The sequence below is a fragment of the Nocardioides sp. Soil796 genome, assembly GCF_001429525.1.
Classification (GTDB): Bacteria; Actinomycetota; Actinomycetes; order Propionibacteriales; family Nocardioidaceae; genus Nocardioides.
Genome location: NZ_LMSQ01000018.1, coordinates 729,668 through 755,822 on the forward strand (window position 1 = coordinate 729,668; position 26,155 = coordinate 755,822).

Below are 26,155 nucleotides of genomic sequence, written 5' to 3' on the forward strand. Positions count from 1 at the left end.
GCCCGCCGCTCCGAAGAGTGGGCCGCGGGCGCCGACGTCGAGTGGGCGAAGGCGCGCTGTGGCTACTTCTTGCAGGCGGAGTCGGGCTCCGGCGTGGTCACGTCGGGTGAGGAGTTCGTGAGGATCTTGAACTTCAGCCCATTGCCGGCCTTGACCACCTCACCGAGGTAGGAGTCACGCATCAGGCTGTTGTCAGCGCCACGCAGCGTCACGTTGCCGACGATGCTGTCGAAGCTCAGGTCCTGGAGCGCGTCGGCAACCTTGGCCGGGTCAGTGCTACCGGCCTTCTCGATGCCTGCGAACAGGGTCTCGGCAGACAGGAAGTTGTCGGCCGGGACGTAGTAGGGAGCCGAGCCGTGGTCCTCGGTGTAGGCGGCGACGAACTCCTTGTTCAGAGCGTTGTCGCCGTCGACGTCGTAGCCGACGTTGTTGTAGTAGCCGGCGATGGAGTTGCCCAGTGTCTTGAAGAGCGGCTCGGAGACCATGTTGAAGCCGAGGACTGTCTTGAGCTGCTTGTCGAGGTTGAACTGGTCGGCCTGCTGCACGAACGCAACGCCGTCGGCGCCGTACTCGACCGCGAAGACCGCGTCGGCGCCGCTGTCCTTGATCTTCGTGATGTACGAGCCGAAGTCCGTGGTGTTCAGCGGAGCGAACTGCTCGAGGACGACCTCCTTGCCTTCGGCCTCGGCTGCCGCCTTGAACTTCTTGGCGGCACTGTGACCGGTGGCGTAGTCGACGGCCATGATGGCCCACTTGTCGCCGGCCAGCTCCGAGATGGACGACGCCAGGCCGGTGATGTCCATGCTGCTGGTCTGCACGACGTGGAAGGCATTCTTGGAGCACTGCTCACCGACGAGGGCGTCGTCCTTGCCCAGTCCGTTGAAGGACAGCACGTTCAGGCCCTCCAGCTGGGCGTTGAGCGCTGCGTGCTCCGGGGAGGTCATCACGGCACCGATGAACTGGGCGCCGTCCTTCGTGGCCGCCTCCCGCGCCTCGCGCAGGGTGGTGGCGGGGTCCGCGTCGGTCCCCTTGATGATCAGCTCGACCTTCTTGCCGTCGATGCCGCCGTTGTCGTTGGCGAGACGTGCCGCGGTCTTCCAGGCGTTGACCGCGTCGGTCCCGAACTGGGCCAGGGCCCCGCTGGTGGGTGGGATCAGGGCAATCTTGATCGTGTCCCCGCCATCACTTCCCGAGTTCGTGCTGGCGGCGCCGCAGGCTGCCGTGGTGGCCAGCGCGAGTGTCGCCGCGGCCGCAATGAGCTGTCGTTTCATGATGGTGTTCCAATCCACTCGGGTAGCACCGACCCGTGCCGGTGTGCTCCACATCACGAAAGTATGGTCTGATAATTAGATACATACGACCCTAGTAAGGGGGGTCTCTCTGCCCCTTAGGTGATAGAGAGACCCGCTCAGGCCGGCGGCAGCGCCTCGACCGACTCCCGAGACTTCGCCACCGGGCGGCGTTCGGCGCTGACGATCAGAACCACGGAGGCGACCACGATGCCGCCGCCGACGAGCACCGGCGGTCCGATCGGTTCGGCGAGCACCAGCCAGCCGAGGCCCACCGCCACGACCGGATTGACGTACGCGTGCGTCGCGGTGAGGGAGAGCGGCACGTGGGTCAGCAGCCAGGTGAAGGCGAGGAAGCCGACGATCGAGACCGCCACGACGAGATAGCCGAGCGCGAACCAGGCCCGGGGCGAGTAGTCGATGCTGAACCGCTCCCCCGTGCCGATCGCCAGCGCACACGAGCAGGCAGCGGCGACGAGCTGCTGGTAGGCGGCGATGGTGAAGACGTCCCGGGGCACCTTGAGCACCCCCTGCAGGTATGAGCCGACCGCCCACGCAACGCTCGAGCCCAGGCAGAGCACGACGCCGATCAGCGGCATCTCGCCCGTGACGCCCCGGCCGAGCGCCACCATCAGCACGAGCCCGGCGAAGCCGATGCCGACCCCGACCAGTGTCAGGCGTGCGGGACGGTCACCCGTCACCAGGCGGAGCAGCACCGCCCACGCGGGTACGGCGGCGACGATCAGGGCAGCCACTCCGGAAGGCAGGCCCTTGACCTGGGCCAGCGCCTGGAACCCGTTGCCGAGTCCGAGCAGCAGAACGCCGGTGACAACGAGCGCACCGAGCTGCGCCTTGGTGACGCGCAGCCCGGACCAGCCGCGGCGTACGGCGACGATGGCGACCAGGATCAGGCCCGCGAGGAGGAACCGCTGCGCCATGGCCTGGAACGGGTCCACCTCGTTGACCACGAGGCGGATCGCCAGGTAGACCGATCCCCACAGGATCCACACCGCCGCAAGGCAGAGGGCGAGGGTGGTCCGGTTGGTCCCGGGCGCCAGCTCAGGCACGGCGGCGCTGCCGGGCCGGGGAGCTCACGCGAAGTTCGGTGGACGCTTCGCGATGAACGCCGCGATGCCTTCCGCCGCCTCTCCGTCCTCGAAGAGTCCCTGCTCCTGCTTCGCCTCATAGGCGAAGCCCTGCTCCAGCGGCATCTCGAACGCGGCGTCGACGGTGCGTACGACGGCCAGCTGGGCCGGCAGCGAGGCGGTCACCAGCTCGGCGGCCAGCTCGAGAGCAGCCTTCTCGACGTCGCCGTCAGCGAGGCGGTCGACCAGGCCGATGGCGAGCGCCTCGTCGGCGCGCACCTGGCGGGCGGTGAGCATGATGTCGAGCGCACGGCCGCGCCCGACCAGTTGCGGCAGGCGTTGCGTCCCACCGGCTCCGGGGATCAGCCCGAGCTTCACCTCGGGAAGTCCCAGCTTTGCCTTGGGGCCGGCCACCCGCAGCGTGCAGGCCATCGCGAGCTCGAGTCCGCCACCGAGGGCCAGTCCGTCGACCGCGGCGATGGAGATCCAGGGAGAAGCCGCCAGGCGGTCGTTGACCGCACGCATCGTGTCGCCGTACGCCATGAACGACTCGGCGGTGATGGTCGACATGTGCTTGATGTCCGCGCCGGCAGCGAAGAACCCGTCGAGCGCAGAGGTGATCACCATGGCCTTGACGTCTCCGGCCGCCTGCGCGGCATCGATCGCCGCGTCCAGGCCCTCGAGGATCGGCAGCCCCAGCGCATTGGCCGGAGGCCTGGCCAGCGTCACGACAGTGATGCCGGGTGCCTCGGTTCGCCAGGTGACAACAGGTGCGTCGGACATGGGCCCTCACTTCGCCTTCGGATGCAGTGTGATGAATTTGGTCTGACCTTAACCGAGGACGCTCACCTGTGTCACGGGTCGACAAGAGCCCACTGTGGAGACTCCCACCGGTTCCGGAGCCCGGAACAGCCTGTTCTCCCGACGCTTCCGGCCTCCGACAGTGGGACCACGTCCGTCCAGCCTGAGGAGACCGTGGTGGAGACACAGACCGTGCAGAGGCCGACCTCTGCGGATTCGCTCGCGTTGCATCATGAGGTGGAGCAGTTCCTCTACCGGGAGGCGGACCTGCTCGACACCTGGCGCCTGCCCGAGTGGCTCGAGCTCTTCCTGCCCGAGGGCGTCTACCTCGTGCCCGCCACCGACAAGCCGGACGGCGACCCGGGGCGTGACCTCTTCATGGTCCAGGACGACAGGTTCCTGCTCGAGCAGCGGCTCAACTCCTTGATGAAGCGGTCGGCGCACGCGGAGTACCCGCACTCCCGCACGCGCCGCATGGTCACCAACGTGCGCGCCACCGACCTCGGGGACGGCACCCTCGACATCCGCGCCAACTTCACCGTGCAGCGGATCCGCAACGGAGTGCTCGACACCTACGTCGGCCACTACGAGCACCTCGTGGTGCGCGATGACGACGAGGGATTCCTGTTCCGCACCCGACGGTGCGTGCTCGATCTCGACGCCCTCCGCCCCCACGGCAAGGTCAGCATCATCCTGTGAACCGGCTCGCAGGGAAGGTAGCGATCGTCACCGGCGCCAGCCCCAACATCGGCGGGACCCTCGCCGCTGGCCTGGCCGCGGAAGGGGCCCGGGTGCTGTGCGCCGACCTCGACCCCGACGTCGCCAAGGCCAGTGCAGCCCGCATCGAGGAAGCCGGCGGCGAGGCCGTGGCGATGTCGGGAGACGTCACCGACCCGGCTCATGCCGAGGAAGTGGTGGCCCGCGCCGTCGAGACCTGGGGTCGCGTCGACATCCTCGTCAACAATGCGGTGTTCTTCCAGCAACAGGGCCTGATGGACATGCCGTACGACGACTACCGGCGCCAGCTCGACGTGATCCTGGGTGGCTCGTTCCTGTTCTCCAGGGCGGCGGCCGCAGTCATGATCGAGGCCGGCACGGCGGGAAGCATCATCAACGTGCTCTCCACAGCGGCCTGGCAGGGCCAGCCCGGCAACATCGGCTACACCACCGGCAAGAGCGGGCTGATCAACTTCACCCGCTCGACCGCGATGGACCTGGCCCGGTACGGCGTCCGCGTGAACAGCTTCACCCCGACCGCCACGATGCCCACCGACCCCGAGGCGCGGGCCCAGCTGGAGGAGCTTCTGAGCCGCCCGGGCACGCGGTCGATGGACTTCAAGGCACAGTTGCCGCTCAACCGGCTGCCCACCCCCGAGGACTACGTGGGAGCCGTCGTCTATCTCGCCTCCGACGAGGCCTCGATGGTGACCGGCACGAACATCACGGTGGACGGCGGGGCCACGGCGAAGTACTGGCCCTGGCGCCCCCACGACTCCTGACCGCTTCAACACTGAATGAGGACGAGATGAACGACGTCATCATGATCGACCCGACGCGGTCGGCACTCGACACCGCGACGGGTCCGCTCCCGGTCCTCGAGATCTCCCTCCCGGGCACCCCGCACGGCGTCGTCCTGCTCTTCTGCGACATGGGGACCCTGGATCGCGATGCCGCGACCCGGATGAACCATCTGGCCGAGGACGGCTACGACACCCTCGCGGTGGAGGTGGGCGACGGTGTCCTCGAGGTCCTGCCCGTGCTGCTGCAGCGCGCAGCCGAGCGCGGTTGGTCGGCCGAGCAGGTGGCCGTGGTCGGCATCGGCACCGGTGGACGAGCCGCCCTCACGGTCGCCGCGCACGCCGAGCTCGCCGCGGCGGTCAGCTTCTCTGCGCCCCTGCACGGATCAACACCGCACGGATCACCACCGCACTCATCACCCCTGCCTGACCGGCCGGCGCGGACGCCGTGGTTGGGCCTCTTCGGCGCCGAGGACACCGCAGCGCCGGCAGACCGCGTGCGCACCCTTGCCGCCACGATGAGCTCTTCCGACGTCTTCACCAAGGTCGTCCGCTATCCCGGGGTCGGCCCGGACTTCCACGCCAGGCTGGACGACGGGCTGAACTACGCAGCGTCGTACGACGGGTGGCAGCGCACCGTCGAATGGCTCAATGCCCGCGTGGCGCCTCGCCTCTCGCCGCTGGCAGTGGCGTGGCGCAGTCGCACGAGCTGAACGACAACGACAACGACAAGGCGGAACATCGCAGTCATCAGGTGACTGCGATGTTCCGCCATGTGGGGAATCCGGTCGGTCAGGAGGGGGCAGTTGCTGCCTCGGGCGCCTTGCGCGGTGCCCGGAACACCTCTCCGAGGGGTTCCTTGTCCTCGGGCGGCAGCTTCTCGCCGGTGATGATCTCGTTCCAGCGCCGCCACCAGGTGCGCATCTGCAGCTCGTCGGTGGTGTTGTTGACAGGCTTGTTCATGCCACGGGAGATGTCCGACCAAGGCAGCTCCTGGCGCCCGCCGTACCCGATCTGGCAGGTCTCGAGGGCCTCGACGTCGTCCGGGGAGGCGAGACCGCCCGGGCCCCAGAAGGTGAGGAAGTTGTCGAGGCGCTGCTTGCGGAGCTCGTCGCCTTCCTCTGGTGGCGCCAGCTCCCAGGCGGTGACCTCCATGTAGTCGGGGGAGATCGGGTCGATCTTGCGGACCACGACACCCATCACCAGGTCGATGATGACCAGGTTCGGGAAGATCACCAGGTTGCGGTTGCCCTTCATCCGGTCGACCCAGCCTTCGCCGTACAGCTCGCGGAACCGCTCGAACCTGGCGTCCCGCTCGACGGCGCCGGCCTCCGACAGGGGCCGTCCGAACAGGCCCTCGGTGGCCGGTGCCCCGGCGACCACGGCGTGGCCGTTGCCGAGGTCGATGCCGCGCGAGTCGCCCAGGGCTGACGGGTCCAGGCTGCCACGGGCGGCGAGGACCATCTCGAAGTAGCGCTGGTGCGTGGAGACCGCGTGGTAGCCGTCGTAGCTGTTCTCGACGAGCAGCTTCCAGTTCGCCTTCACCGAGTACTCATGGGTGCCCTCGAGGATCTCCATGCCCTGTTCGGACTGATCGCAGACGAGGTCGATGTAGTCCGTCGCTCCGGCCAGGTGGGTCTTCAGGTCCACGATGTCGGGATCGAAGCTGATGAAGACGAAACCGCGGTAGGAGTCGACCTTGGGTGGCGAGGCCAGGCCGGGCCGCTCGAAGTCCTCGCCGTACGACGCATCGCTGGGCATCGAGACCATCTCGCCGGCCGTGCTGAACGTCCAGCCGTGGTAGAAGCAGGTCAGGAACCTGGCGTTGCCGGAGGGCTCGCGGCAGAGCATCGCGCCACGGTGCGGACACGAGTTGATCCACACCTTGATCGCCCCCGACTTGTCGCGGGCGAAGATCAGCGGACGGCCGGCGACGTTGCGGGTCTTGAAGTCGTTCTTCTTCTTCAACTCGGTCTCGTGGCCGAGGTAGAGCCAGGTGTGGTTGAAGATCTTGTCCCGTTCCTGGGCGAAGACCTCCGGATCCACCATGACGTTGCGGTTCACTCGGAACCGCGGCATCTCCCGGTCGTCAATCACGTATTCGGACACCGCGCGACCCTCTCAATCTCTTGCACAGACTCTTTGGCTGGTTCCTTGAAGGTGCCCGAAGTCGCAGTTGGTGGCATCGCCACGTTCCGATCCCCGGAACTGCCGGTCTCGAGGTTCCAATGGCTGAAACCAGGCCTGTGTCGCAGTCGATGCGCCGCTGAGACTGAGGGTCCCCCGAACACCTGGAGAGGACGGACATGGAAGGCACCACGACGATGAACCGGCGCTTCGCCTGCACCACCGGAGACCTCGACCCGGGTGAGTCCATGACTGTCCCGGGCGAGGTCAAGATCGCTCTCCATCGCACCGAGGACGGCGAGTTCTTCGCCACCGCGGACACCTGCAGCCACGAGGAGTGGTCGCTCGGCGAGGACAGCGACCTGGAGGACGACGAGCTGATCTGCCCGCTGCACATGGCGCGCTTCAACCTGCGCACCGGGGAGCCCACGTGCTTCCCGGCCACGATCGCCTTGAAGACGTACGCCGTCGAGGTCGAGGGGGACGACGTCTATGTCGTCGCCTGACCCGACACTCGACACGGCGAACGACACCCGGAAGGTGCTCGTCGTCGGCGCTTCCGTCGCCGGCGTACGTACCGTCCAGGCACTGCGCAGCGCCGGCTTCACCGGAGTGATCACGGTGCTCGGGGCGGAGCGGCACTTCCCCTACGACAAGCCGCCCATCTCCAAGGAGATGCTGTCGTCCGAGAGCACCGGCGAACCTGTCCCGCTGCTCACCGAGGACGACGTGGCGAAGCTCGACGTCGAGCTGCGACTGGGCGCGGCCGCCGTACGGCTCGACCCCGCGGCGAAGGTCGTCACCACCGAGGACGGCGAGGCGCACGCGTACGACGTTCTGGTGATCGCCACCGGGGCGAGTGCCCGGAACCTGCCCAGTGGCGAGGGCCTGGCCGGCGTGCACACCCTGCGCAACGCCGAGGACGCCGTACAACTGAGGAGCGAGCTCGCCCCCGGACGGAAGGCCGTGGTCGTCGGAGCCGGCTTCATCGGTGCCGAGTTCGCCGCGGCGGCACGCGCCTGGGACGTCGACGTCACGGTCGTGGAGGCCCAGCCGATCCCCCTGGCCCACATCCTCGGCGACCGCATCGGCGCCGAGCTCGGGGGCCTGCACGAGCTCCACGGCGCAACCCTGATGACCGGTGTGACCACCAAGCGCCTCGTCGGTGAGACCAGGGTGGAGGCGGTCGAGCTCTCGGACGGCCGCACCCTGCCCGCGGACATCGTGGTCGTCGGTATCGGTGCCGAGCCGGCCACCGCCTGGCTCAAGGGATCCGGGCTCCCCGTCAGCAACGGCATCGACTGCGAGGCGTCCCTCGAGGTGACCGGCTTCCCGGACGTGTACGCCGCCGGGGACGTGGCACGGCCGCTGCACTTCCTCTACGGCGAGCCTGTGCGCATCGAGCACTGGACCAACGCCAACGACCACGCCGCCCTCGTGGCCTCGAGCATCCTCGGCACCCCCGTGCCGCGCCCCGCACTCCCCTACGTGTGGTCCGACCAGTACGGGCACCGCATCCAGATCATCGGCCTGCCCTCCCGGGGCGAGCTCGTGCTCACCCGGGGAAGCGCCGCGACCGGCAACCTCGTGGCGGCGTACGCCGGTCCGGACGGCGTCCTGGTGGGCGCACTGGTGCTCGGGAACCCACGGATGTTGATGAAGTGCCGCAAGGCCGTCATGAAGTCGGTGCACCACGCCGACTTCGAGCGCGACCTTCCCGCGGCTTCCTGACAGACCCAGACACGAGGAGAAGTGAGATGGCAGAGGTACTCGGAGTGGGCATCACCCACTACCCGCTGCTGGCCGGCGCGGACACGCACATGGCGAGCCTGCTCAAGACGGCACTGAAGGACCCCGACATTCCCGCCGAGAGGAAGGACCCGGCGAACTGGAACGACCTCGCCCGTCGGGAGTGGGGCGACGACGGCGGTGTCACCGCAGCTGCCGGCCACCGGGCCGCGCTGATGGAGGACCTCAAGGTCTGCCGCGAGGCGATCGACGAGTTCCAGCCCGACCTGCTCCTGGTGTGGGGCGACGACCAGTACGAGAACTTCCGCGAGGAGGTGATCCCGTCGTTCTGCGTGCTCGCCTACCCCGACACCGAGGTCGAGCCGTTCGGCGTGCTGGGCAAGATCATGGTGCCCAACTACTGGGGCCTGCCGGACGACACAAGCTTCACCATGCGCGGCAACCAGGACTACGCGAAGAAGCTGACCAGCGACGTTCTCAACTCAGGCGTCGACGTCGCCTACAGCTACGAGCAGCGCAAGGGCATCCATTTCCCGCATGCCTTCGCCAACACCCAGGTGTTCCTCGACTTCGACAACATCGGCAGGGAGTTCCCCTACCCGATCGTGCCGATGGCGGTGAACTGCTACGGCGAGCACGTGATCGCCCGCCGCGGCGGGATCGCCCGCTTTGCCGACATCGTCGACGAGGTCCTCGACCCGCCCGGCCCGACGCCGAAGCGCTGCTTCGAGTTCGGCAAGGCCGTGGGACGCTCGGTCATGGACAGCGACCTGAGGGTCGCCCTGGTCGCCTCCTCGAGCTGGTCGCACGCGTTCCTGCACGACAAGGGCTGGCACCTGCGCCCTGACACAGAGTCGGACCAGAAGTTCTACGACGCGATGCTCGCCGGTGACTACGACTACTGGGTCTCCCACACCAGCCGGCAGATCATCGACGCCGGGCAGCACGAGATGCTCAACTGGTTCTGCCTGCTCGGTGCGGTCTCCGAGCTCGGGATGGAGCTGGACTGGTCGGACTTCGTGCCCACCGAGATCTTCAACTCCAACAAGGCCTTCGCCCTGTTCCGTTAGATCTCCTTGGGGAACCAGTGCCCGCGGCCCTTGGCCAACCCGGCCTCCACGTCCTTGACCACCTTGGACGCGGTGTCCCTCAACGCCGACTCCAGCTGGGCCGGCATCGCGGTGCCGGTAGGGAAGCCCACCGACACCGCACCGATCGCGAACCCGTTCATGACGAGCCCCGTGGCGACACAGGAGAGGCCGAGCTGGGCCTCGTCGGTCTCGCGGGCGACGCCCTCGCCACGAGCGGTGCGCAGCTGGTCGACGAGGGTCGCCACGTCGGTGACCGACTGCGGTGTCATGCCCGGCATCGGGGAAGGCAGGAAGTCCGCCAGGTCGTCCAGGTTCTCGTGGGCCAACAGGATCTTGCCGATGGCCGTGCAGTTGGCCGGCAACCGTGACCCCACCTGGGCGATGGAGGACGGCGAGTCCGTGGGCGCCAGCTTTTCCAGGTAGACCACGTCGAACTCGCGCAGCACGGCGAACGCGACCGTCTGCCCGGTCCAGCGGTGCAGGTTGGCCAGGTAGGGCATCGCGAGGTCGCGCATGTATCCCGCCGGGGTCGACGCTCCGAGCTGGAGCAGGCCGACGCCGATCTTGTAGCCGGAACGATGGTGCTCCACCGCACCGAGGTCGACCAGCCGGGCCAGCAGTCGGTGAACCGTCGACTTGGGCAGGCCGGAGGCGCGGGAGAGCTCGCTGAGCGTCATCACCCGCTCGTGCGGGTTGAAGGCGTGCAGCAGGTCGAACGCCTTGGTCAGGATCGAAGGTGTCTCGGCGCCCTGGGGTCCCGATCCGTCAGCGCTGGAGCGGGTCATGGAGCCACCTCGGACGGGACACAGACGGGATTGTCAGAAGGTAAGCCTGCCGCGTCCCCTGCCACCACCCCATGCGAAGTTCCGACTGTCGGAACCTCCACTGTCACGTGGGCTGGCCAGTGCCTAGCGTCTCCACGTGCATCCTGTTCACGAGAACGGTGCCGCCCCGGCCGGGGTCGACATCCACGCCCACCACTTTGGTGCGGACGTCGCTGCTGCCGGGCTTCCCGACGACCCCCGCTGGCCACGCCTCGTCACGCACGGCGACGGCGCAGGTCAGATCATGCTGGGTGACCGCGTCTTCCGCCAGGTGCACGCCCCGTTGTGGGACACGGCCCAGCGGATCGCCGAGCTCGACGCGGCCGGGATCGGCGTACAGCTCATCTCGCCGACTCCGGTGATGCTCGCCTACTGGGCCGACGCGGAGCCGGCCGACGCCTACGCGCGGGCCACCAACGACTCCGTCGCCTCAGCCCTGGGCGAGTCCGGCGGGCGACTTGCCGGCCTCGGCACCGTCCCGCTCCCGTACGTCGACCGCGCCGTCGCCGAGCTGCGACGCTGTGTCGCCGACCTCGGGCTGGTCGGCGTCCAGATCGGTTCCCGGATCGCGGGGATGGAGCTCGACGACCCGGTGCTCCGGCCGTTCTTCCGGGCCGCGGACGAGCTGGACGCCGTGGTGTTCGTCCACCCGACCGACGGTGGCGGTGGTGTGATCCGGCGCGGGGGCCAGCCCTACGACTTCGGCCTCGGAATGACCACGGACACGGCGATCGCAGCCTCCGCCCTGGTCTTCGGCGGGGTGCTGCGTGAGTGTGTCGACCTGCGCGTGGTCCTGGCCCACGGATGTGGCACGTTCGCCTGGGCCTGGCCCCGCCTGCGCCTGGGCGCCGGCATCTTCACCGACGCCGCACCCGGCGAGCACGACGACCTCGTCGGCCGGCTGTGGGTCGACTCGCTGGTCTTCGACCCGGAGCACCTGCGCCTGCTGACCGAACGCTTCGGTGCCGGTCACGTGGTGCTCGGCACCGACTACCCCTTTGTCGCCGGCCAGCTCGACGGCGCCCGACGCTTCCTCGCCTCCGCCGTCGCCCGGGGAGCGCTGACCGGCACACAGGCCGCCGGCGTGCTGGGCGGGAACGGGCGCGAGCTCCTCAGGACCCGCACCAGACAAGGAGCCTGCCGATGAACGAGACCGACGTGGTGGTGGTCGGCGGGGGTCCGATCGGACTGATGACGGCTCTCGGCCTCGCTCGCGCGGGGGTCGAGGTGATGGTGGTCGACCCCGCCACCGAGCCCGAGGGATTCGGCTGGAGCGGCGTGCTGCACAACGCAGTGCTCCCCCACCTGGACTCTCTGGGCGTCCTCCCGGACGTCATCGTTGCGGGCTTCGCCGACCCGCTCTGGTCCCTGTCTGTCCTGCGCACCGGCGAGCAGATCGTCTTCGACCTCGGCGATCTCGCAGACCGCCTGGCCCACCCGTTCAACGTGTACGTCGAGTCGGCGCCGCTGATCGGGGTGCTCGAGTCGCATCTCGCCGTACAGCCCGGGGTCACCTGGCGACGTGGAGAGCAGGTGCTCGACGTACGGCAGGACGCCTCGGGTGTGGAGGTGGTCCTCGGAGCGGACGAGGCCCGGGTGCGCGCTGCGTGGATGGTAGGCGCGGACGGGGCCAACAGCGCCGTACGCCGTGCGGTGGGCCTCGGCTTCCCCGGCAGCACGTGGCCGGAGCGCTCCGTGGCCGCGCTGGTCGAGTACGACTTCGCCGAACTCGGCTACACCGCCTCGACCTTCCAGGTCGACGAGGTCAACGGGGCCGTGGTCCAGCGCGTCCGCGACGGCTTGTGGCGCTACACCTACGCCGAGGCACTGTTGCTTCCCGAGGCGGGCATCCGGGAACGCATGGAGAGGACACTCGGTGTCGTCATCCCCGGCTCTCGAGCCATGGTCGTCGACTGGACCTGGGCCCGCATGCACCAACGCACCGCATCGCGGTTCCGCGCCGGCCGCGTGCTGCTGGCGGGAGAGTCCGCCCATGTCGCCAACCGGTTGACCGGCCACCGGTCCGTCAGCGGGTTCCTCGACTCCCGCGACGTGGTGGTGGCCCTGGCCGCGGTGCTGCGCGGCGATGCCGACGAAAGCATCCTCGACGGCTACGCGGAGAACCGGCGGCGACTGTTCCTCGACCACGCCTCACCGGCGAGCAAGAGGCGCATGCACCTGGTCACCGACCTCGCCGAAGGAACGTCGTACGCCGACGAGCTGGACGCGTTCCGAATGGCCAGGACTGACGCCGATTCGCACGAGGAGCTGGTGATGTTCGGTGTGGACGACCCAGAATCCGGCCACTCTTTCTAGCCGTTGGAACTCTCCGTTGTCGGTCCCTCCCGGCCTTCCTACGCTCGCAAGAGCACGCCAAGTCGTCCCGACGTCAGGAGAATCGCCGTGAGCACCGCCACCGCCCCGCTCGACCTTGCCGCCCTGGAGGCGGGTCAGTTCATCGACGCGAAGGGCACCTCGACCCACTACCACGACGTGGGAGAGGGCAAGCCGCTGCTGCTCCTGCACGGTTCCGGTCCCGGTGTCTCGGCGTGGGCCAACTGGCGTCACGCCATCCCCGCCCTGGCCGAGAACCACCGCGTCATCGCCATGGACAGCGTCGGCTTCGGGCTGACCGAGCGGCCCGACTCGGTGCGCTACTCGCTGCGCACCTGGACCGACCACGTGTGGGACCTGCTCGACGCCCTCGGCATCGACCAGGTGTCGGTGGTCGGCAACTCACTCGGCGGACGGCTCGCCCTGCAGATGGCCGAAGACCACCCCGAGCGCCTCGACCGCATCGTGCTGATGGGTGCGCCCGGGGTCGGCATGACCATGACCGAGGGCCTCAAGGCGCTGCGTGCCTACGAGCCCTCGCCGGAGGCGATGGAGTCCCTGCTCAAGAACCACTTCGCGGTGGACAAGTCGATCATCACCGACGACCTCGTGCAGATCAGGTACGAGGCGAGCGCCGCGCCCGGCGCGCACGAGGCCTACCGAAAGATGTTCTTCGACCCCGAGCACGCCGGCGGCGAGCTCGGCATCACCGAGGAGCAGGTGGCGAAGGTGACCATGCCGACCCTGCTCGTGCACGGTCTCGAGGACGCCGTCGTCCCCGTCGACGTGGCCTGGACGATGCTGCGCCTGCTCCCCGACGCGGACCTGCACGTCTTCGCGCGCTGCGGGCACTGGACCCAGATCGAGCGCTCAGCGGAGTTCAACGAGCTCGTGGCCGGCTTCGTGGGCTGACGGCATGACCACCGCCCGGCGGGAGAACGACGTCGCGGAGCAGATTCCCCCGAGTGGCGCGACGACGTGTTCCCCGACCTCAGCGCAGCTGGACGCGACCCCGACGACGAACCGTCTCAGGGGCGGCGGGGGAACTGCGTGAAGTCGGGGGTGCGCCCTTCCTTGAACGCCTCCCGCCCCTCCTTGGCCTCCGCGTTGCCGTAGAACAGCAGGTTCGTGTCGTGGGCGAGCTGCTGGATGCCGGCGTAGCCGTCCTCGTGCGCGTGGAAGCTGGCCTTCGACAACCGCAGGGCGTACGGCGAGAGGGCGAGCATCTCGCGACACCACTTCAGGGTCTCGGCCTCCAGCTCCTCGAGCGGTACGACGGTGTTGACCAGGCCCATGTCGAGCGCGGTCCCTGCGTCGTACTGCCGGCAGAGGAACCAGATCTCCTTGGCCTTCTTGGGCCCGACCAGGTCGGAGAGGATGCTCGACCCGAAGCCGCCGTCGAAGGAGCCCACCTTCGGACCGACCTGCCCGAAACGGGCGTTGTCGGCCGCGATCGTCAGGTCGCAGACCAGGTGCAGCACGTGGCCGCCACCGATCGCCCAACCTGCCACCATCGCCACGATCGGCTTGGGGCAGCGTCGCATGGCGACGTGCAAGTCGGTGACGTGGAACCGACCGGTGGCACCCGGGTCGAGCTGGTAACCACTGTCGCCACGCACTCGCTGGTCGCCCCCCGAGCAGAAGGCCTTCTCCCCCGCGCCGGTCAGGATGATCACGCCGACCGACTCGTCCTCACGGGCACGCATCAGCGCACGGTCGACCTCGACCAGGGTCTGGGGCCGGAAGGCGTTGTGGACCTCCGGCCGGTCGATCGTGATCTTGGCGATCCCGTCGTCGGTGGTCTCGTAGCGGATGTCCTCCCAGGTGCCCTGGGCCCGCCACACGGTGGTTTCACTCATGGCGCCATCATCCCTGAGCCCGGGGCACAGGACCGCCTCCGATCGAGGCCGTCACAGGAGAAGTCCACATCACCCCCGCGGCTCGAGCCCCTCGCCGAGTCCGGAGGGCAGGTGCGGCCCGATCGCGATGTGCTCGAAGAGTCCGAGCCCGACCGCGCCGTCGGAACGCACACCACGGCAGATCTGGTGCACGTGCACGTTCTCCCGGGCGGTGGGATGGAGGTCGGCGAGGTTCCAGTGGTCTGACCCGACGGCCGGGCCACCGTGGTCGGCACCGTGCGTCCAGGTCGGGTGCGAGTAGCCGAGCCCCTGCATCAGGAACGTCAGCGTGGGCTCGATCCGGATCCTCCGGTCGACAGCGCCACGCGGCCCTACGGTGAGGTCGACGAGGTGGGGTCGGCGGGTGCCGGCCACGTAGTCGATGTCGAAGTTGAACACGTCGCTGCGCACGATGGCCTCCTCGACGCCGTACGCGGGGTCGTCGGGGCCGATGAACGGGAGTACGGCGACCGTGCGGGCCTCGCTGCGACCGTCCGGCATCTCGTTCACCGCCACCAGGAGACACTCGTCCTCGAAGCGGAGCAGGGTCCACGCGAAGTAGATGTTGGACTTCGAGGCGGCCATGGTGTGCTCGCTCTTGGTGCCGGTCGTGCGACTGCCCCACGAACGGTCACGGAAGCCCCACCACCGGTCGCGGGTGACGTCGGTGGTCTCCCCGTTGACCGTGAACTGGCCCTCGCAGTCGTTGAACTGCACCGTGCGGGTGCGTTCTGAGATGAGGGTGCCTCGGGAGTAGCGCTCCATCCGGCCGTCCTCGATCGTCTGGGTGACGCCGTGCCAGGTGAGGTCGGCGGCGACCCCGTCGTGTTCCTCGAGGACCACACGGAGTGTGCGCATCGGCTCGATCACCTCAATGCGCAGCGGACCGACCTGGGTGGTGCGGTCGCGCGGCATCGGTGCCGAGGCATAGACCGAGTGCTGCTGGCCGCCGCGGGAGACGCTGAGTGCGCCATCGATGATGCCGCGGTTCGGATAGACACAGAGACCGACACCCAACTGCGTGGTGAGGTCGGTGTCGTGCATGGCCAGCCAGTGGCGGTCATAGCGACCGGCATCCGCACCGATGGGATAGGCGATCGGATAGGAGGTCTGGTGGATCGGGAAGTCATCCCAGGGAGACAGCACGGTCAGTTCCTTCTGTTGGACGGACGGGTCAGGTGAATGCCAGGACGTCGTGGTCGATGGCGTGTTGGGCGCCGCGCTGCACCAGCGAGGCGAACATCTCGAAGCCGCGCTCTGTGGGTTGCACGAAGCCGAGGGCGGCGACCATGGCGAGCAAGACGGAGCCGCTGAGCCGGCGGTGCTCCTGCCAGGCCGTGTCGTGGTCCCAGCCGGTGACGCCGCGCTCGTGCAGCGCGTCGACGTGTCGGCGGACGACTTCGCGCTCCACCGCGCGCCGCGGCTCCGGTTCGAGCGCCGAGCCGAGATAGAAGGCCAGGTCCCAGGCGGGCGTGGTCCAGGCCAGTGTCTGCCAGTCGACGAGCCAGGCGCCGTCGTCGCCCCACAACAGGTTGTCCAGACGGAGATCCTGGTGCACGAGCGTGCGGGGTCCGCCGACTGTGGCAGCCCAGTCGAGGACCTGCGCGCCGAAGCGCTGCACCATCTCCCGCTGCGCGGGATCCAGGCCGGCTCCGACCACGTCCCCGTGGCGCTGCCACGAGATCGCATAACGCTCGGACAGTCCCTCGATGTGGTCGTCGAGCCGGTTGTAGAACAGGTGCGCTCCACCCACCGAGTCGGCGTCGTCCCAGAACGGTGCCTGCAGCCCGGCGAGTTGCGAGGCCACCGAACGGGCCTGCTCGACGCTGCCGTCGCGCATCTGGTCGAGGGGTCTGGTGCGACCGCTGAGGTCCTCGAGCACGAGCCCGGGGTCGCCGGCTCCGTCCTGGACCAGGCCGAGCAGGCGCGGTGTGCGGACGTCGAGGTGCGGCAACAGGTCGCGATAGAAGCGCGATTCCCGTTCGTAGGCACCGATGCGAGCAGCGGTCGCGGCCGAGTCGGCGTCCGAGGACGGCATCTTGACGAAGACCGACCCCGGGCCCGGTTGCCCGTCGTACCGCAGTTCGACGCGGAAGCTGTCGGCGAGCTGGCCCGCGCCCAGCGGGACGGCCGCGACCTGCCGGATCCGTGACGCCTCGCCGAGGATGCCTCCCGCACGGAGGGCGGCATCCAGGTCGCGCGCCGTCGGCGCGGTGATGAGCGCGGTCAACGGGTCATCCCTCCAGGACGGTCACGGTGCCGGCGGTGCCGTCGACCTCGATCAGCGCGCCGTCGGGGATCTTGCGGGTGGCGTCCTCCAGTGCGACCACGCAGGGCGTGCCGAGTTCGCGGCAGACGATCGGGCCGTGCGAGAAGATGCCGCCGACCTCGGTGACCACACCCGCCGAGGTCAGGAACAACGGCGTCCACGCCGGGTCCGTCGTGGCCGCGACGAGGATGTCCTCGGCGTCGAGCTCGTCGACCTCGGTGGGACTGCTGATGATGCGTGCCCGCCCGCGGACGACGCCCGGGCTGCCGGCCGCTCCCCGCAGGACGGCGTCGTCGCGCGTCGCGACCTGCGCCCGGTCCGAGACCCGCTGCCAGGTCTCCCGGTCGGGCACGTCGCCGGTGACCATGAACGGTGGGATGTAGTCGTAGAGGGAGAGGTAGATCTTCTCCCGTTGGGCGATGAGGGAGGTCCAGGCGGACGGGTCCGCGACGAATTCGTCGAGCTCGGACTCGAGCAGCTGGAAGACCTGGAGGGGCGCCTCGAGGTGACCGGCCTCGTGGGCACGACGGCCCAGCTCCCGGGCGGTCATCCGCTGCTCGTGCAGCAGCATGGCCGCGGTGGTGCGCGTGCGCTCCCGGCCACGCACCCAGGTGCGTGCTGCGGCCACGGTCGCGTCCCAGCCGGCCACGTCGGCTTCGGCAAGCGAGTCGCGGACCTTGCTCGCCGCTGCGTCACGGGTCTCACCGGATGCGGCCATCCGGCCGCGCGCGTCGGCCTGCACTGCGCCGCGCCGCAGCCGGTCGACCAGGGCAAGGGGCAGGCGTACGTCGGTCTCCCAGGTCTCGCAGCGCAGCTCCCACTCCCCCTGGCCGCGGAAGCCCCAGTCGGCGCGCACCGCATCCAGCGCGGCCAGGACCTCGGCGGCCTCGGAGCCCAATTGCTGAAGGCGTTCGTGGAGTCCGTCGAGGCCCTCGTCGAAGGCGGCAACCACGGCCGGCGAGCGGCGTACGGCGGCAGCCACGTCGGCCAGCGCGACGGTCGGACCGGTCGAGTCGACCTCGCCCACACCACCGACCACCTCGAACGCGATGTCACTGTGTCCGGCCTGCGCAGCCAGTGCCATCACGGCACCCAGCGTGAAGCCGGTCTTGGAGGTGACCAGGGCATGCTGGCGGAACAGGTGGCGGAGCTCGGGGTTGAAGGAGCGGATCCGGTCCACCAGTTCGGTGTCGGTGAGCGCGGTCAGGTCCGGTCGGGCCGCGCGTGTCTCGAGGACCTTCTGGCGATCGGCGTCGAGGTCGCCCAGGCCGACGTCGCCGAGGACCTCCTTGTCCAGCCACTGCTGGACCTCGGCAGTGCGTTCCGGATCAACGTGCCAGTCCTCCTCGACGTACGGGAACGCCTTCGAGTCGACGCCGTAGGACAGGTCGAGCAGCTCGGGCGTGTAGCCGGGGACCCGGACGGCGAAGACCCGCAGGTAGGACATGTTGATGTAGACGTAGCCGCCCAGGAGACCCAGGAGCGCGAAGCGCACCTCGCCGTCGTAGATGTCGGGGCCCCACACCTTCGAGGCCACGAAGGCATCGCGGTAGCCGTCCTCGAAGTTCTGCAGGAAGCCGGTGGTGGCGTTCAGCGGGGTGATCGGGTCAGGGAAGACCTCACTGACGTTGCCCCTGGTGTGCACAGGAAAGCGTGGCGACGGATCGAAGTCCAGGATCCAGTCCATGGTGTCCTCTTTCAGTGGGTGACGGTCCCGAGAAGGTTGCGTTCGAGTGCTTCGAGGTCGGCCGGGTCCAGCCCGCCCGCCTCCAGGAGATAGCTGCGGGACCCGCCGTACTCCTCGTCGGCATGGGCCAGGGTTGCCTCCATCGCCTCGGGCGGTGACTCGAAGAGGACCCGCACGTCGTCGAGTGCGACGCCGAGCCCGTCGAAGACCTCGGCATGGAGTTCGACGCGGTTCGGCCGGAACTGCTGGGTCAACGCATAGTCCTGGACCACCAGCTCACGTGGCACGCCCAGCGCGTCGAGGACCAGGGCGATGGTGACCCCGGTCCGGTCCTTGCCCGCCGAGCAGTGCACCAGAATGGGCCCCTTCGCGGGGTCGGCCAGGACCCGGACCACTTCGCCGAGCACCGTGCCCTGGCGACGCAGGATGTCCTTGTAGAACGAAACCATGTCCGGGACCAGGAACGATGTGCTCGTCCCCGACAGCAGGTCGCCGAAGAAGTAGTTGTCGGTGCCCTCCCCGCCCTCGAGGATGGGCAGTGAGAGGACCTCGGCTCCCGTGGCCTCATGCCAGGTAGACGGGTCCTGCTCGTTCTCCTCGACGGAACGCAGGTCGATCACGGTGCGCAGCCCGAGCCCGACGAAATGCTCGGCGTGCACCTTCTCGAAGACACCGAGCGCCTCCTGCGCGCCGGGCCGGGAGAGTGCCTCGGAGCGGAAGACCCGGCCCGGCAGGATCGTCCGTCCGTCTGTCGTCGGGTAGCCGCCGAGGTCCCGCAGGTTCGCCGTACCCGGGATCACGAGCCTGGTCGACGCGGGGTCGAAGGCAGTCACGCCGGACGACCTCACGGAGCCACCATCACCCTCAGTGCCTCGCCGGCCGCCTGTCGTCGGGCCACCTCGTTGATCTCGGCCAGCGGCACGACGCCGTCGACCATCCGGTCGAGCTGCAACTGTCCGGAGCGCCACAGCTCCACCATGCGCGGCAGCTCGAAGCGCATGTCGGAGGAGCCGTAGTAGGAGCCGAGCAGCGACTTCTGGTCGTGGAACAGCTCGGCAGCACTGAACTCCAGCATGTCGTCCGCACCACCGGCACCGACGACCACCACGCGGCCGCCACGGCGTACGGCGTCCCAGGCCTGGCGGATCGTCGTGGAGTGGGCGACGGCATCGATCGCGACGTCGTGGCCGACCCCGGACGGACTCTCTGCGAGCTGGGGATCGTCGGGAGCGAAGGCGCGCGTGGCACCGAGTTCGAGCGCGAGCTTGCGGCGGGACTCCTGTGGATCGACCGCCACCACGGTCCCGCCGGCAGCACGGGCACCTTGTACGGCGCTCATGCCGACCGCACCACAACCGATGACCAGGACCGTCTCGCCGGGCCGGACCCGGCCGGTGTTGATCGCCGCACCGAGGCCAGTGGGCACCGCGCAGCCCAGGAGGGCGGCGTACTCGAACGGGAGGTCGTCGGGGATCGGGATGACCGCATGCGCCGGGACCACCGACTCCTCGGCGAAGGTCGCCGTGCCGAGCCCCTGCATGATCGGGCGCCCCTGGGCGCTCAACGGCGCATCCGACTGGTCGAGCTCGCTGGAGCGCTTGCGGGTCGCACAGATGTAGGTCTCGCCGCGGACACAGAAGTAGCACCGGCCGCAGGCGGGCACCCAGGTGAGCAACACCCGCTCCCCCACCACGGTGGAGGTCACGCCGGGGCCGACCTCCACCACCTCACCGGCGCCCTCGTGGCCGAGGATGACCGGCATCGTCTGACCGAACTTCCCCCTCGACAACGAGAGATCGGTCTGGCAGACGCCGGCGGCACGGATCCGCACCACGACCTCGCCCGGCCCGGGGTCCCGACGGACGACGTCGTCCTGCACCTGGAACGGGCCACCGGCCTCCCAGCTCACTGCTGCATGCATCGTGCTTCCTCTCTTCAGGACGAGCGGGGTGTCAGGACGGCACCGGGTCGCCGAGGATCGCCTTGACCTCGAGGAACTCTTCGAGCGCGAAGGGCCCCATCTCCCGGCCCAGGCCGGATCGCTTGTAGCCACCGAACGGCGAGATCGGCAGCGGCGGCGTGCGGACGCCGTTGACGCGCACCTGGCCGGCCTTGATGCGTCGGGCCAGGCGGGCGGCACGCGCCTCGTCACCGGACCAGACCTCCGCGGAGAGTCCGTACTCGCTGTCGTTGGCCAGCCGGACGGCGTCGTCCTCGCCGCTGTGACCGAGCACCACGAGCACAGGCCCGAAGACCTCCTCGCGGACCACGGTCGCGTCCTCCGCGACGTCGGTGACGATCGCCGGGCGCACGAAGAGACCGTTCGGGTCGACGAGGTCGCCGCCATTCACGGTGGCGCCCTCGGCACGGGCCGCCTCGAGGAATCCGAGCACCTTGTCCCGCTGGACCGGCGAGGCCAGGGGCCCCATCGTCGTACCGTCCTCGAGTGGGTCGCCCAGGACGTAGGCGTTGGCGGCCTCGGTGGCGATGGCCACTGCCTCGGCGCGCCGGGCTTCGGGCACCAGCAGCCGGGTGGGCGCGTTGCACTTCTGGCCGGCATTGGTGAAGCAGTTCTTCACGGTGGTCCGTACTGCGGCCTCGAGGTCAGCGTCGTCGAGCACCACGGCCGGCGACTTGCCGCCGAGCTCGAGGGTGGCCCGCACCACCTGTTCGCCGGCAACGGCCCCGATGTGACGACCGATCTTCAGCGAGCCGGTGAAGGAGACCAGGTCGTAACCGCCGCCGCGCACCAGCGCCTCTCCGGTCTCGGCACCGGTGCCGGTGACCAGGTTGACCACTCCCGGTGGCAGGCTCACCTCTTCGCAGAGGCGGGCGATGAACACCGCGTTCAGCGGGGTCAGCTCCGCGGGCTTGAGCACCAAGGTGCAGCCGGCGGCCAGGGCCGGGGCCAGCTTGGCGATGATCTGGTGGACCGGGAAGTTCCAGGGCGTGATGCCGAGGACGACGCCGACAGCCTCACGGGTGATCGTGCTGCCGGAGGCGTCGCGGGACTCGAAGGCGAAGGTGCGCGCGATCTCCGCCGTGCTGCGCAGCACCTTGGCGGGCAGGGAGGCCTGCACGGCTCGCGACTCGGCCAAGGGCATCCCGATCTCGGACGAGGCCAACCGCGCGAGCTGCTCTCCGTGCGCCTCGAGGGCATCTGCCAGCGCGTCCAAGAAGTCTGCACGCTCGGCCGGCGGCCGTGCCGACCAGTCATCGAGTGCCGTCCTGGCGGCGGCCATGGCCCGGGCCCCGGTCGCTGCGTCCGCGTTCGGCACCCGGCCCATGACCGCCCCGTTCGCCGGGTTGACCACGGCGATCGACTCGCCGGGCACCTTCTCCCACTGTCCGCCGATGAACACGGCGTCCTGCGGGATCGTCAACGCTACGACACCTGCCTGCGTGGCGGTCATCAGCGTCACCGGCTCGCGCGCGTGACGGTGACGGGCATGGAGTTCCATCCCCGGAAGATGTTGTGCCTCAGGCGCTCCGCCTCGCCGGTCACCTCGAAGGTGAGCCTCCGGTCGCGGGCCTGCTTGAAGAAGTCACGGATCTCGGCCCGCGCGAGGTGCGCTCCGAGACAGAAGTGGATGCCCCACCCGAAGGTCAGGTGGTCGTTGGACTCGCGGTCGAGGCGGAACGTGTGCGGGTCCTCGAACACCTCGGGGTCCCGGTTCGCCGAGTTGAACCAGAGCACGACCTTGTCGCCCTTGGCGATCTGCTTGTCACCGATGGTCAGGTCCTCGAGGGCCGTACGGCGCATCGCGGCCACCGCAGTGACGTGGCGCAGCGTCTCCTCGACCAACGGGTTGAGGAGTGACTCGTCCGCCAGCACCCGCTCCCAGGTGCCGGGGTGCTCGTGCAGGGCCAGGACTCCGCCGGACAGGGTGTGCCGGGTGGTCTCGTTGCCGGCCGCCACGAGCACGATGTAGTAGGCGGCGAGCTCCTCACGGGTGAGCAGCAGTCCGTCCTTCTTGCCGTTGGCCAGGATGCTGATCAGGTCGTTCTTCGGCTCGGCCCGACGCTGCTCGGTGAGCCCGTCGAAGTAGGACATCACCTCCTCGCGGGCTTCGGCGAGGGCTCCCTCGGCAACCGCGTGGTCGGGATCCGAGCTGGTCAGCCTGTTGGTCCAGTCGACCATCTTGGGCGCATCCCGCTCGGGCACGCCCATGACCTGGGAGAGCACCAGCATCGGCAGACGCGCGGAGACCAGATCGACCAGGTCGAAGCTGCCATGCTCCTCCGCCTCGTCGAGCAGCAGCGCGCAGGAGCGGTCGATCACGTCCTGCCACTCGCGGATCTTGGTGGCACGCAGGTGCGAGATGGAGATCTTGCGCAGCTTGGCGTGCTCGGGGTCGTCCATGTTGTGCAGGCTGGAGGCCCCCTTGCCCTCCACCTTGCGGTCGACGATCTGGGTACCGTCCGCCGACGACAGCTGGGCGGCATTGGTGGCACCCGCGCGTACGTCGGCATAGCGGGTCAGGGCCCAGAAGCCGGGGCCGTTCTCCGACGGTTCGTTCCAGTGCACCGGGTCCTCGGACCGGAGATGGTCAAAGGCGGCGTCCTCCTGGTTGGAGACGAACAGGTCGAGGTCCATCAGGTCGACCTTGGGACGTGCTTCGGAGATGGTCATTTCGGGCCTCCGGGCTCCGCTGAGGGGTACGGCGCCCATCACTCCGGCGCCTTCACAAGCAAGATTGGGGCCTCTGTCATTAAATGTCAACCATTGATACGGTCAGACCACTATGGTTCGTGGAGGCACCTCCCGAACCCCTCGGCCCCGCCAGGAGGAGCACCATGAAGATCAGCATCGACCGCGAGAAGTGCGCCTCACTCGGCGTGTGCGAGTCCATCTCCCCCGACCACTTCGAGATCAATGACGACGGCGACCTCGACGTACTGCGCGCAGACGTCGCGGGAGACGAGGCCGCGCTGATCCAGCGCGCGGTGACCAGCTGCCCGTCCGGCGCACTCAGCCTCGTGGAGGACTGAACGCGACCAGACAGGGTCGGCACCGGCGACCCGGTGCCGACCCTCGTCGAGGGCCGCGGCGACAGCTACTCGTCCTCGTCCGCGCGCTCACGACCGAGCGTGGCGAGCAGGTCTTCGTGCAGTTCCATCCACACGTCGTGATAGCTGTTGCTCATCGGACGGGCGAGGGCACTGCTGTCTCCGCCGCGGAGCCGTTCGAGCGCCTCGGAGAAGCGGCGCTCGTAGGTGGCGAACCAGGACAGACCGGACTCCGAGGCCCGCGCCAGCACCCGAACCACGTCCTCATGGATCGCGTCGAGGCGCCCAGTCAGCGCATCACCGCCGAGGCCGTTCAACTGCACGTCGGTGGTGAACTGCTTGAAGACCCGGTTCGGCGCCAGGAAGTCCTCATAGGCCGCTGACACGTCGGCCAGCGCGTCGGCCTCGACGCTGTCGCCTCGCAGGAGCACGTGGCGGGACTTGCCGGCCGGCGTGAGCATGTGGCCGGAGATGCGGCCAGAGCGGCTCTTGGTGTGGCCGGCCTCGTCGGTGCCGGCGAGCACCGTGGCGATGCGCTCGGCATCGAGTTCCGTCCGGTCCGCCACCCGGTCGGCGTCGGCGAAACCACAGACCTTCAACGCGTGCAGGACTGCGAACTCGTCGCGGGTGTCGCCCATGGAGTCGGCGACGTCCTCGGGCACCGGGTTGCCCCAGGAGCCGGTGAGGAACAGCCGGGGGATCATCTCGGTCGCCACACCGCTCACAATGGTGTCGTAGCAGGCCGAGACCGCGGGGTGGATCTCGAGCAGTCCGTGGTCGGCGACGAGTTCGTCGTACATGCCGGCGGCTCGGACGATCGGCAGCGCGAACCCGGCTGTGTAGGTCAGCGCCCCGGCCTCGATCTTCTCGCGCTGGGTCATCGCGGCGATGCGGCCGTAGAGCGCAGCCGAGGCGCCCTCGCACGTGGTGCGCAGGGCGACCATGTCGTCGAGGCCGAGCGGGCGCACCGACTCCATCGGGGTGTCCCAGGTCGATCGCTCGTAGACCGCGACGGACTCGACGTGGGGCAGGTAGTTGGCCGGCGTGGTGAAGACGGTGGACAGGTCCATCATCTGCACGTCGACACCCGAGTCCGGCGGGAAGAACATCGCGATCGTGACGGACCAGGGCAGGCCCGAATGGGTGTCGCACCAGGAGTACGCCGGCTCGTTCAGGAACACGTCGCGCACCAGGACGAACCCGCCGTCCTCGAGCGGATAGGGACCGTGGTCGCCGACGCCCAGTCGGTTGTCGAAGGACAGCAGGAAGCCCATCAGCTCGGCAGATCCGTTGAAGCGCTGGAAGGTGTTGCGCGCCTCCGGATCCTCCAGCGAGATGCGGTTCTCGGCGAACCTGTCGATCCAGGAGCGCTCGAGGATCTCAGCACGGTAGTCCTGCATGGAGGCGAGGATCGGGCCGTCGCCCCACATTCCCTTGTAGAGGCGGCGAACGACGCCGAGGCAGTCCCGGATGCGGTCGGCCTTGTAGTCGAGGTCGTGGAGGTTCAGCTCGAGCGCGATTCCCCGACCGAAGCTGGGCGCGGTGGCCAGGGCCCACAAGTGGAGCATGTTGACCTTGGTGCCGATCTCGTTGCGCCCTAGGGCACCGATCTCGATCACCTTGTCGATGCCGATCTTGTCCTCGATCACACGCAGCCAGTCGGGGTGCCGGAACCAGCACTGCATGATGCCCATCGCCTCGTACTCCTGGCGCGGGATCAGTCCGGACTCACCCTCGGTGGCGCGCGACGCGAGCGCGTCCCACTCGTTCCAGGTGTAGTAGCGGATCGCTTCGTTGACCTCCTCGACCGTGAGGTCGCGGTGCATGGTGTCGTCATCGGCGTAGAGGACTCGGGTCTTCATCTCGGCTTGCATGACCTTGTCGCCCTCGACACCGTGGGGCACGACACCGGTGAACTTCTCCAGCAGCAACTGGATCTGCGCCATCTGCTCGGGGGACATGGCCGGCGAGGCGTCCTCGCTCGGCGGCGAGTCGTCGACCGGCGAGCCCACCTCCACGCTGACCAGGCCAGCCGGACGGTTCGACACGTCGAGCCGGATCCGGACGCCGTCGGCGGGGATGACCTCGCCGCGGCCGGTGCGGACGCCCTTGTCGAAGGCGACCGACATGATGCAGGGGATGCCGTACTCACGACAGAGGATGCCGAGGTGGCTCTCCGGGGCACCCTGGAGCGTGACGACCCCCTTGACCCCGGCGTTGAGCGCCATGGTCAGGAACGTCGTGGTGCCACCACGGGCCACCACGACGACATCGCTGACGTCACCGCTGCTCGCGAAGGCGATCACGTCCTCCGGCGTCTCGAGCCACTTGACGACGCCTTCGACCGCATCGGGCGACTCATAGACGTTGAGGCCTTGGCCGACCTGCTCGAATCCTTCACTCCCCGCGACGGAACGGGCCGGCGTGGGTTCGGTGACCTGGGACATCTGACCTCCGGTGGATTGCCTGACTGG

At 68.8% G+C, this 26,155-nt stretch carries 24 protein-coding genes; 10 read left to right on the forward strand and 14 right to left on the reverse strand.

Annotated elements, in window-relative coordinates; genetic code table 11:
* Positions 1-62: 62 nt before the first annotated feature.
* From ASH02_RS14875 to ASH02_RS14885, 3 genes are all read right to left on the reverse strand, one after another.
* Entirely contained in the window at positions 63-1,271 is a 1,209-nt protein-coding gene (locus ASH02_RS14875; protein ID WP_056687771.1) for an ABC transporter substrate-binding protein, read from the reverse strand.
* A gap of 137 nt (positions 1,272-1,408) precedes the next feature.
* The gene (locus tag ASH02_RS14880) at positions 1,409-2,356 is read right to left on the reverse strand and encodes an EamA family transporter (RefSeq protein WP_057294997.1); all 948 of its coding nucleotides are present in this window, start codon (positions 2,354-2,356) and stop codon (positions 1,409-1,411) included.
* Positions 2,357-2,380: 24 nt separating this feature from the next.
* Positions 2,381-3,157, reverse strand: coding sequence for an enoyl-CoA hydratase/isomerase family protein (locus ASH02_RS14885; protein WP_056688287.1), 777 nt, complete (start codon positions 3,155-3,157; stop codon positions 2,381-2,383).
* Positions 3,158-3,352: 195 nt separating this feature from the next.
* Between ASH02_RS14885 and ASH02_RS14890 the strand changes: the two genes are divergently transcribed.
* From ASH02_RS14890 to ASH02_RS14900, 3 genes are read left to right on the forward strand one after another with little or no spacing between them, the layout of a single operon-like run.
* A complete protein-coding gene (locus ASH02_RS14890; protein WP_235539053.1) occupies positions 3,353-3,874 on the forward strand; it encodes an aromatic-ring-hydroxylating dioxygenase subunit beta in 522 nt (173 codons plus the stop codon).
* Positions 3,871-4,674, forward strand: a complete 804-nt coding sequence (locus tag ASH02_RS14895) for an SDR family NAD(P)-dependent oxidoreductase (RefSeq protein WP_056688290.1) — start codon at positions 3,871-3,873, stop codon at positions 4,672-4,674. The genes ASH02_RS14890 and ASH02_RS14895 overlap by 4 nt, the downstream gene beginning before the upstream one ends.
* Positions 4,675-4,700: 26 nt before the next feature.
* The gene (locus ASH02_RS14900) at positions 4,701-5,405 is read left to right on the forward strand and encodes a dienelactone hydrolase family protein (RefSeq protein ID WP_057294998.1); all 705 of its coding nucleotides are present in this window, start codon (positions 4,701-4,703) and stop codon (positions 5,403-5,405) included.
* A 79-nt stretch (positions 5,406-5,484) separates the two neighbouring features.
* Here the strand turns inward: ASH02_RS14900 and ASH02_RS14905 are convergent, their stop codons facing one another.
* Entirely contained in the window at positions 5,485-6,801 is a 1,317-nt protein-coding gene (locus ASH02_RS14905; RefSeq protein WP_056890188.1) for an aromatic ring-hydroxylating oxygenase subunit alpha, read from the reverse strand.
* A 197-nt stretch (positions 6,802-6,998) separates the two neighbouring features.
* Here ASH02_RS14905 and ASH02_RS14910 point away from each other — a divergent pair, with 197 nt between their 5' ends.
* The 3 genes from ASH02_RS14910 to ASH02_RS14920 are packed head-to-tail and all read left to right on the forward strand — an operon-like array spanning position 6,999 to position 9,638.
* Complete coding sequence (locus ASH02_RS14910; RefSeq protein ID WP_056688299.1) at positions 6,999-7,325, forward strand: non-heme iron oxygenase ferredoxin subunit; 327 nt, start codon at positions 6,999-7,001, stop codon at positions 7,323-7,325.
* Positions 7,312-8,550 carry an NAD(P)/FAD-dependent oxidoreductase gene (locus tag ASH02_RS14915; protein WP_056688302.1) on the forward strand — a complete coding sequence of 413 codons (1,239 nt, stop codon included), beginning with the start codon at positions 7,312-7,314 and terminating at the stop codon, positions 8,548-8,550. The genes ASH02_RS14910 and ASH02_RS14915 overlap by 14 nt, the downstream gene beginning before the upstream one ends.
* Positions 8,551-8,576: 26 nt before the next feature.
* Positions 8,577-9,638 (forward strand): extradiol ring-cleavage dioxygenase, encoded by a 1,062-nt coding sequence (locus tag ASH02_RS14920; RefSeq protein ID WP_056688305.1) that lies wholly within the window; start codon positions 8,577-8,579, stop codon positions 9,636-9,638.
* Here the strand turns inward: ASH02_RS14920 and ASH02_RS14925 are convergent.
* A complete protein-coding gene (locus ASH02_RS14925) occupies positions 9,635-10,444 on the reverse strand; it encodes an IclR family transcriptional regulator (RefSeq protein WP_056688307.1) in 810 nt (269 codons plus the stop codon). The genes ASH02_RS14920 and ASH02_RS14925 overlap by 4 nt on opposite strands.
* 136 nt (positions 10,445-10,580) lie before the next feature.
* Between ASH02_RS14925 and ASH02_RS14930 the strand changes: the two genes are divergently transcribed.
* From ASH02_RS14930 to ASH02_RS14940, 3 genes are all read left to right on the forward strand, one after another.
* Positions 10,581-11,630, forward strand: a complete 1,050-nt coding sequence (locus ASH02_RS14930) for an amidohydrolase family protein (RefSeq protein ID WP_056688310.1) — start codon at positions 10,581-10,583, stop codon at positions 11,628-11,630.
* Positions 11,627-12,799 carry an FAD-dependent oxidoreductase gene (locus ASH02_RS14935; RefSeq protein WP_057294999.1) on the forward strand — a complete coding sequence of 391 codons (1,173 nt, stop codon included), beginning with the start codon at positions 11,627-11,629 and terminating at the stop codon, positions 12,797-12,799. Before ASH02_RS14930 ends, ASH02_RS14935 begins: the two co-directional genes overlap by 4 nt.
* An 87-nt stretch (positions 12,800-12,886) precedes the next feature.
* Complete coding sequence (locus ASH02_RS14940) at positions 12,887-13,729, forward strand: alpha/beta fold hydrolase (protein ID WP_056890195.1); 843 nt, start codon at positions 12,887-12,889, stop codon at positions 13,727-13,729.
* A gap of 116 nt (positions 13,730-13,845) precedes the next feature.
* Here ASH02_RS14940 and menB read toward each other — a convergent pair whose 3' ends face one another.
* The 8 genes from menB to ASH02_RS14980 all read right to left on the reverse strand — a co-directional run bounded on the left by menB (position 13,846) and on the right by ASH02_RS14980 (position 23,304).
* The gene (menB, locus tag ASH02_RS14945) at positions 13,846-14,676 is read right to left on the reverse strand and encodes a 1,4-dihydroxy-2-naphthoyl-CoA synthase (protein ID WP_056890196.1); all 831 of its coding nucleotides are present in this window, start codon (positions 14,674-14,676) and stop codon (positions 13,846-13,848) included.
* A gap of 69 nt (positions 14,677-14,745) precedes the next feature.
* Positions 14,746-15,861, reverse strand: coding sequence for a hypothetical protein (locus ASH02_RS14950; RefSeq protein ID WP_057295000.1), 1,116 nt, complete (start codon positions 15,859-15,861; stop codon positions 14,746-14,748).
* Between the two features lie 28 nt (positions 15,862-15,889).
* Positions 15,890-16,945, reverse strand: coding sequence for a phosphotransferase family protein (locus ASH02_RS14955; protein ID WP_057295001.1), 1,056 nt, complete (start codon positions 16,943-16,945; stop codon positions 15,890-15,892).
* A 4-nt stretch (positions 16,946-16,949) separates the two neighbouring features.
* Positions 16,950-18,671: a PEP-utilizing enzyme gene (locus ASH02_RS14960; protein ID WP_056688326.1), complete on the reverse strand. Its 1,722-nt coding sequence runs from the start codon at positions 18,669-18,671 to the stop codon at positions 16,950-16,952.
* An 11-nt stretch (positions 18,672-18,682) separates the two neighbouring features.
* On the reverse strand, positions 18,683-19,504 hold the full coding sequence (locus ASH02_RS14965; protein ID WP_162262594.1) for a tyrosine-protein phosphatase: 822 nt from the start codon (positions 19,502-19,504) through the stop codon (positions 18,683-18,685).
* A gap of 11 nt (positions 19,505-19,515) precedes the next feature.
* Positions 19,516-20,592: an alcohol dehydrogenase catalytic domain-containing protein gene (locus ASH02_RS14970; protein WP_056688331.1), complete on the reverse strand. Its 1,077-nt coding sequence runs from the start codon at positions 20,590-20,592 to the stop codon at positions 19,516-19,518.
* A 31-nt stretch (positions 20,593-20,623) separates the two neighbouring features.
* The gene (locus ASH02_RS14975; protein WP_200959148.1) at positions 20,624-22,132 is read right to left on the reverse strand and encodes an aldehyde dehydrogenase family protein; all 1,509 of its coding nucleotides are present in this window, start codon (positions 22,130-22,132) and stop codon (positions 20,624-20,626) included.
* The gene (locus ASH02_RS14980; protein WP_057295003.1) at positions 22,090-23,304 is read right to left on the reverse strand and encodes a cytochrome P450; all 1,215 of its coding nucleotides are present in this window, start codon (positions 23,302-23,304) and stop codon (positions 22,090-22,092) included. Before ASH02_RS14980 ends, ASH02_RS14975 begins: the two co-directional genes overlap by 43 nt.
* Positions 23,305-23,468: 164 nt before the next feature.
* On the opposite strand from ASH02_RS14980, the gene ASH02_RS14985 reads away from it, so the two are divergent.
* Complete coding sequence (locus ASH02_RS14985) at positions 23,469-23,663, forward strand: ferredoxin (RefSeq protein ID WP_056688336.1); 195 nt, start codon at positions 23,469-23,471, stop codon at positions 23,661-23,663.
* Positions 23,664-23,728: 65 nt separating this feature from the next.
* Here ASH02_RS14985 and ASH02_RS14990 read toward each other — a convergent pair whose 3' ends face one another.
* Complete coding sequence (locus ASH02_RS14990; RefSeq protein WP_057295004.1) at positions 23,729-26,128, reverse strand: PEP-utilizing enzyme; 2,400 nt, start codon at positions 26,126-26,128, stop codon at positions 23,729-23,731.
* Between the last annotated feature and the right edge of the window lie 27 nt (positions 26,129-26,155).

Excerpts from the sequence above, each read along its gene's own strand:
- ASH02_RS14990 (WP_057295004.1), bottom strand. The coding sequence starts at position 26,128 with ATGTCCCAGGTCACCGAACCCACGCCGGCCCGTTCCGTCGCGGGGAGT.
- ASH02_RS14920 (WP_056688305.1), top strand. The coding sequence starts at position 8,577 with ATGGCAGAGGTACTCGGAGTGGGCATCACCCACTACCCGCTGCTGGCC.
- ASH02_RS14900 (WP_057294998.1), top strand. The coding sequence starts at position 4,701 with ATGAACGACGTCATCATGATCGACCCGACGCGGTCGGCACTCGACACC.
- ASH02_RS14935 (WP_057294999.1), top strand. The coding sequence starts at position 11,627 with ATGAACGAGACCGACGTGGTGGTGGTCGGCGGGGGTCCGATCGGACTG.
- ASH02_RS14915 (WP_056688302.1), top strand. The coding sequence starts at position 7,312 with ATGTCGTCGCCTGACCCGACACTCGACACGGCGAACGACACCCGGAAG.
- ASH02_RS14910 (WP_056688299.1), top strand. The coding sequence starts at position 6,999 with ATGGAAGGCACCACGACGATGAACCGGCGCTTCGCCTGCACCACCGGA.
- ASH02_RS14925 (WP_056688307.1), bottom strand. The coding sequence starts at position 10,444 with ATGACCCGCTCCAGCGCTGACGGATCGGGACCCCAGGGCGCCGAGACA.
- menB (WP_056890196.1), bottom strand. The coding sequence starts at position 14,676 with ATGAGTGAAACCACCGTGTGGCGGGCCCAGGGCACCTGGGAGGACATC.
- ASH02_RS14975 (WP_200959148.1), bottom strand. The coding sequence starts at position 22,132 with ATGGAACTCCATGCCCGTCACCGTCACGCGCGCGAGCCGGTGACGCTG.
- ASH02_RS14960 (WP_056688326.1), bottom strand. The coding sequence starts at position 18,671 with ATGGACTGGATCCTGGACTTCGATCCGTCGCCACGCTTTCCTGTGCAC.
- ASH02_RS14980 (WP_057295003.1), bottom strand. The coding sequence starts at position 23,304 with ATGACCATCTCCGAAGCACGTCCCAAGGTCGACCTGATGGACCTCGAC.
- ASH02_RS14985 (WP_056688336.1), top strand. The coding sequence starts at position 23,469 with ATGAAGATCAGCATCGACCGCGAGAAGTGCGCCTCACTCGGCGTGTGC.
- ASH02_RS14875 (WP_056687771.1), bottom strand. The coding sequence starts at position 1,271 with ATGAAACGACAGCTCATTGCGGCCGCGGCGACACTCGCGCTGGCCACC.
- ASH02_RS14885 (WP_056688287.1), bottom strand. The coding sequence starts at position 3,157 with ATGTCCGACGCACCTGTTGTCACCTGGCGAACCGAGGCACCCGGCATC.
- ASH02_RS14970 (WP_056688331.1), bottom strand. The coding sequence starts at position 20,592 with ATGCATGCAGCAGTGAGCTGGGAGGCCGGTGGCCCGTTCCAGGTGCAG.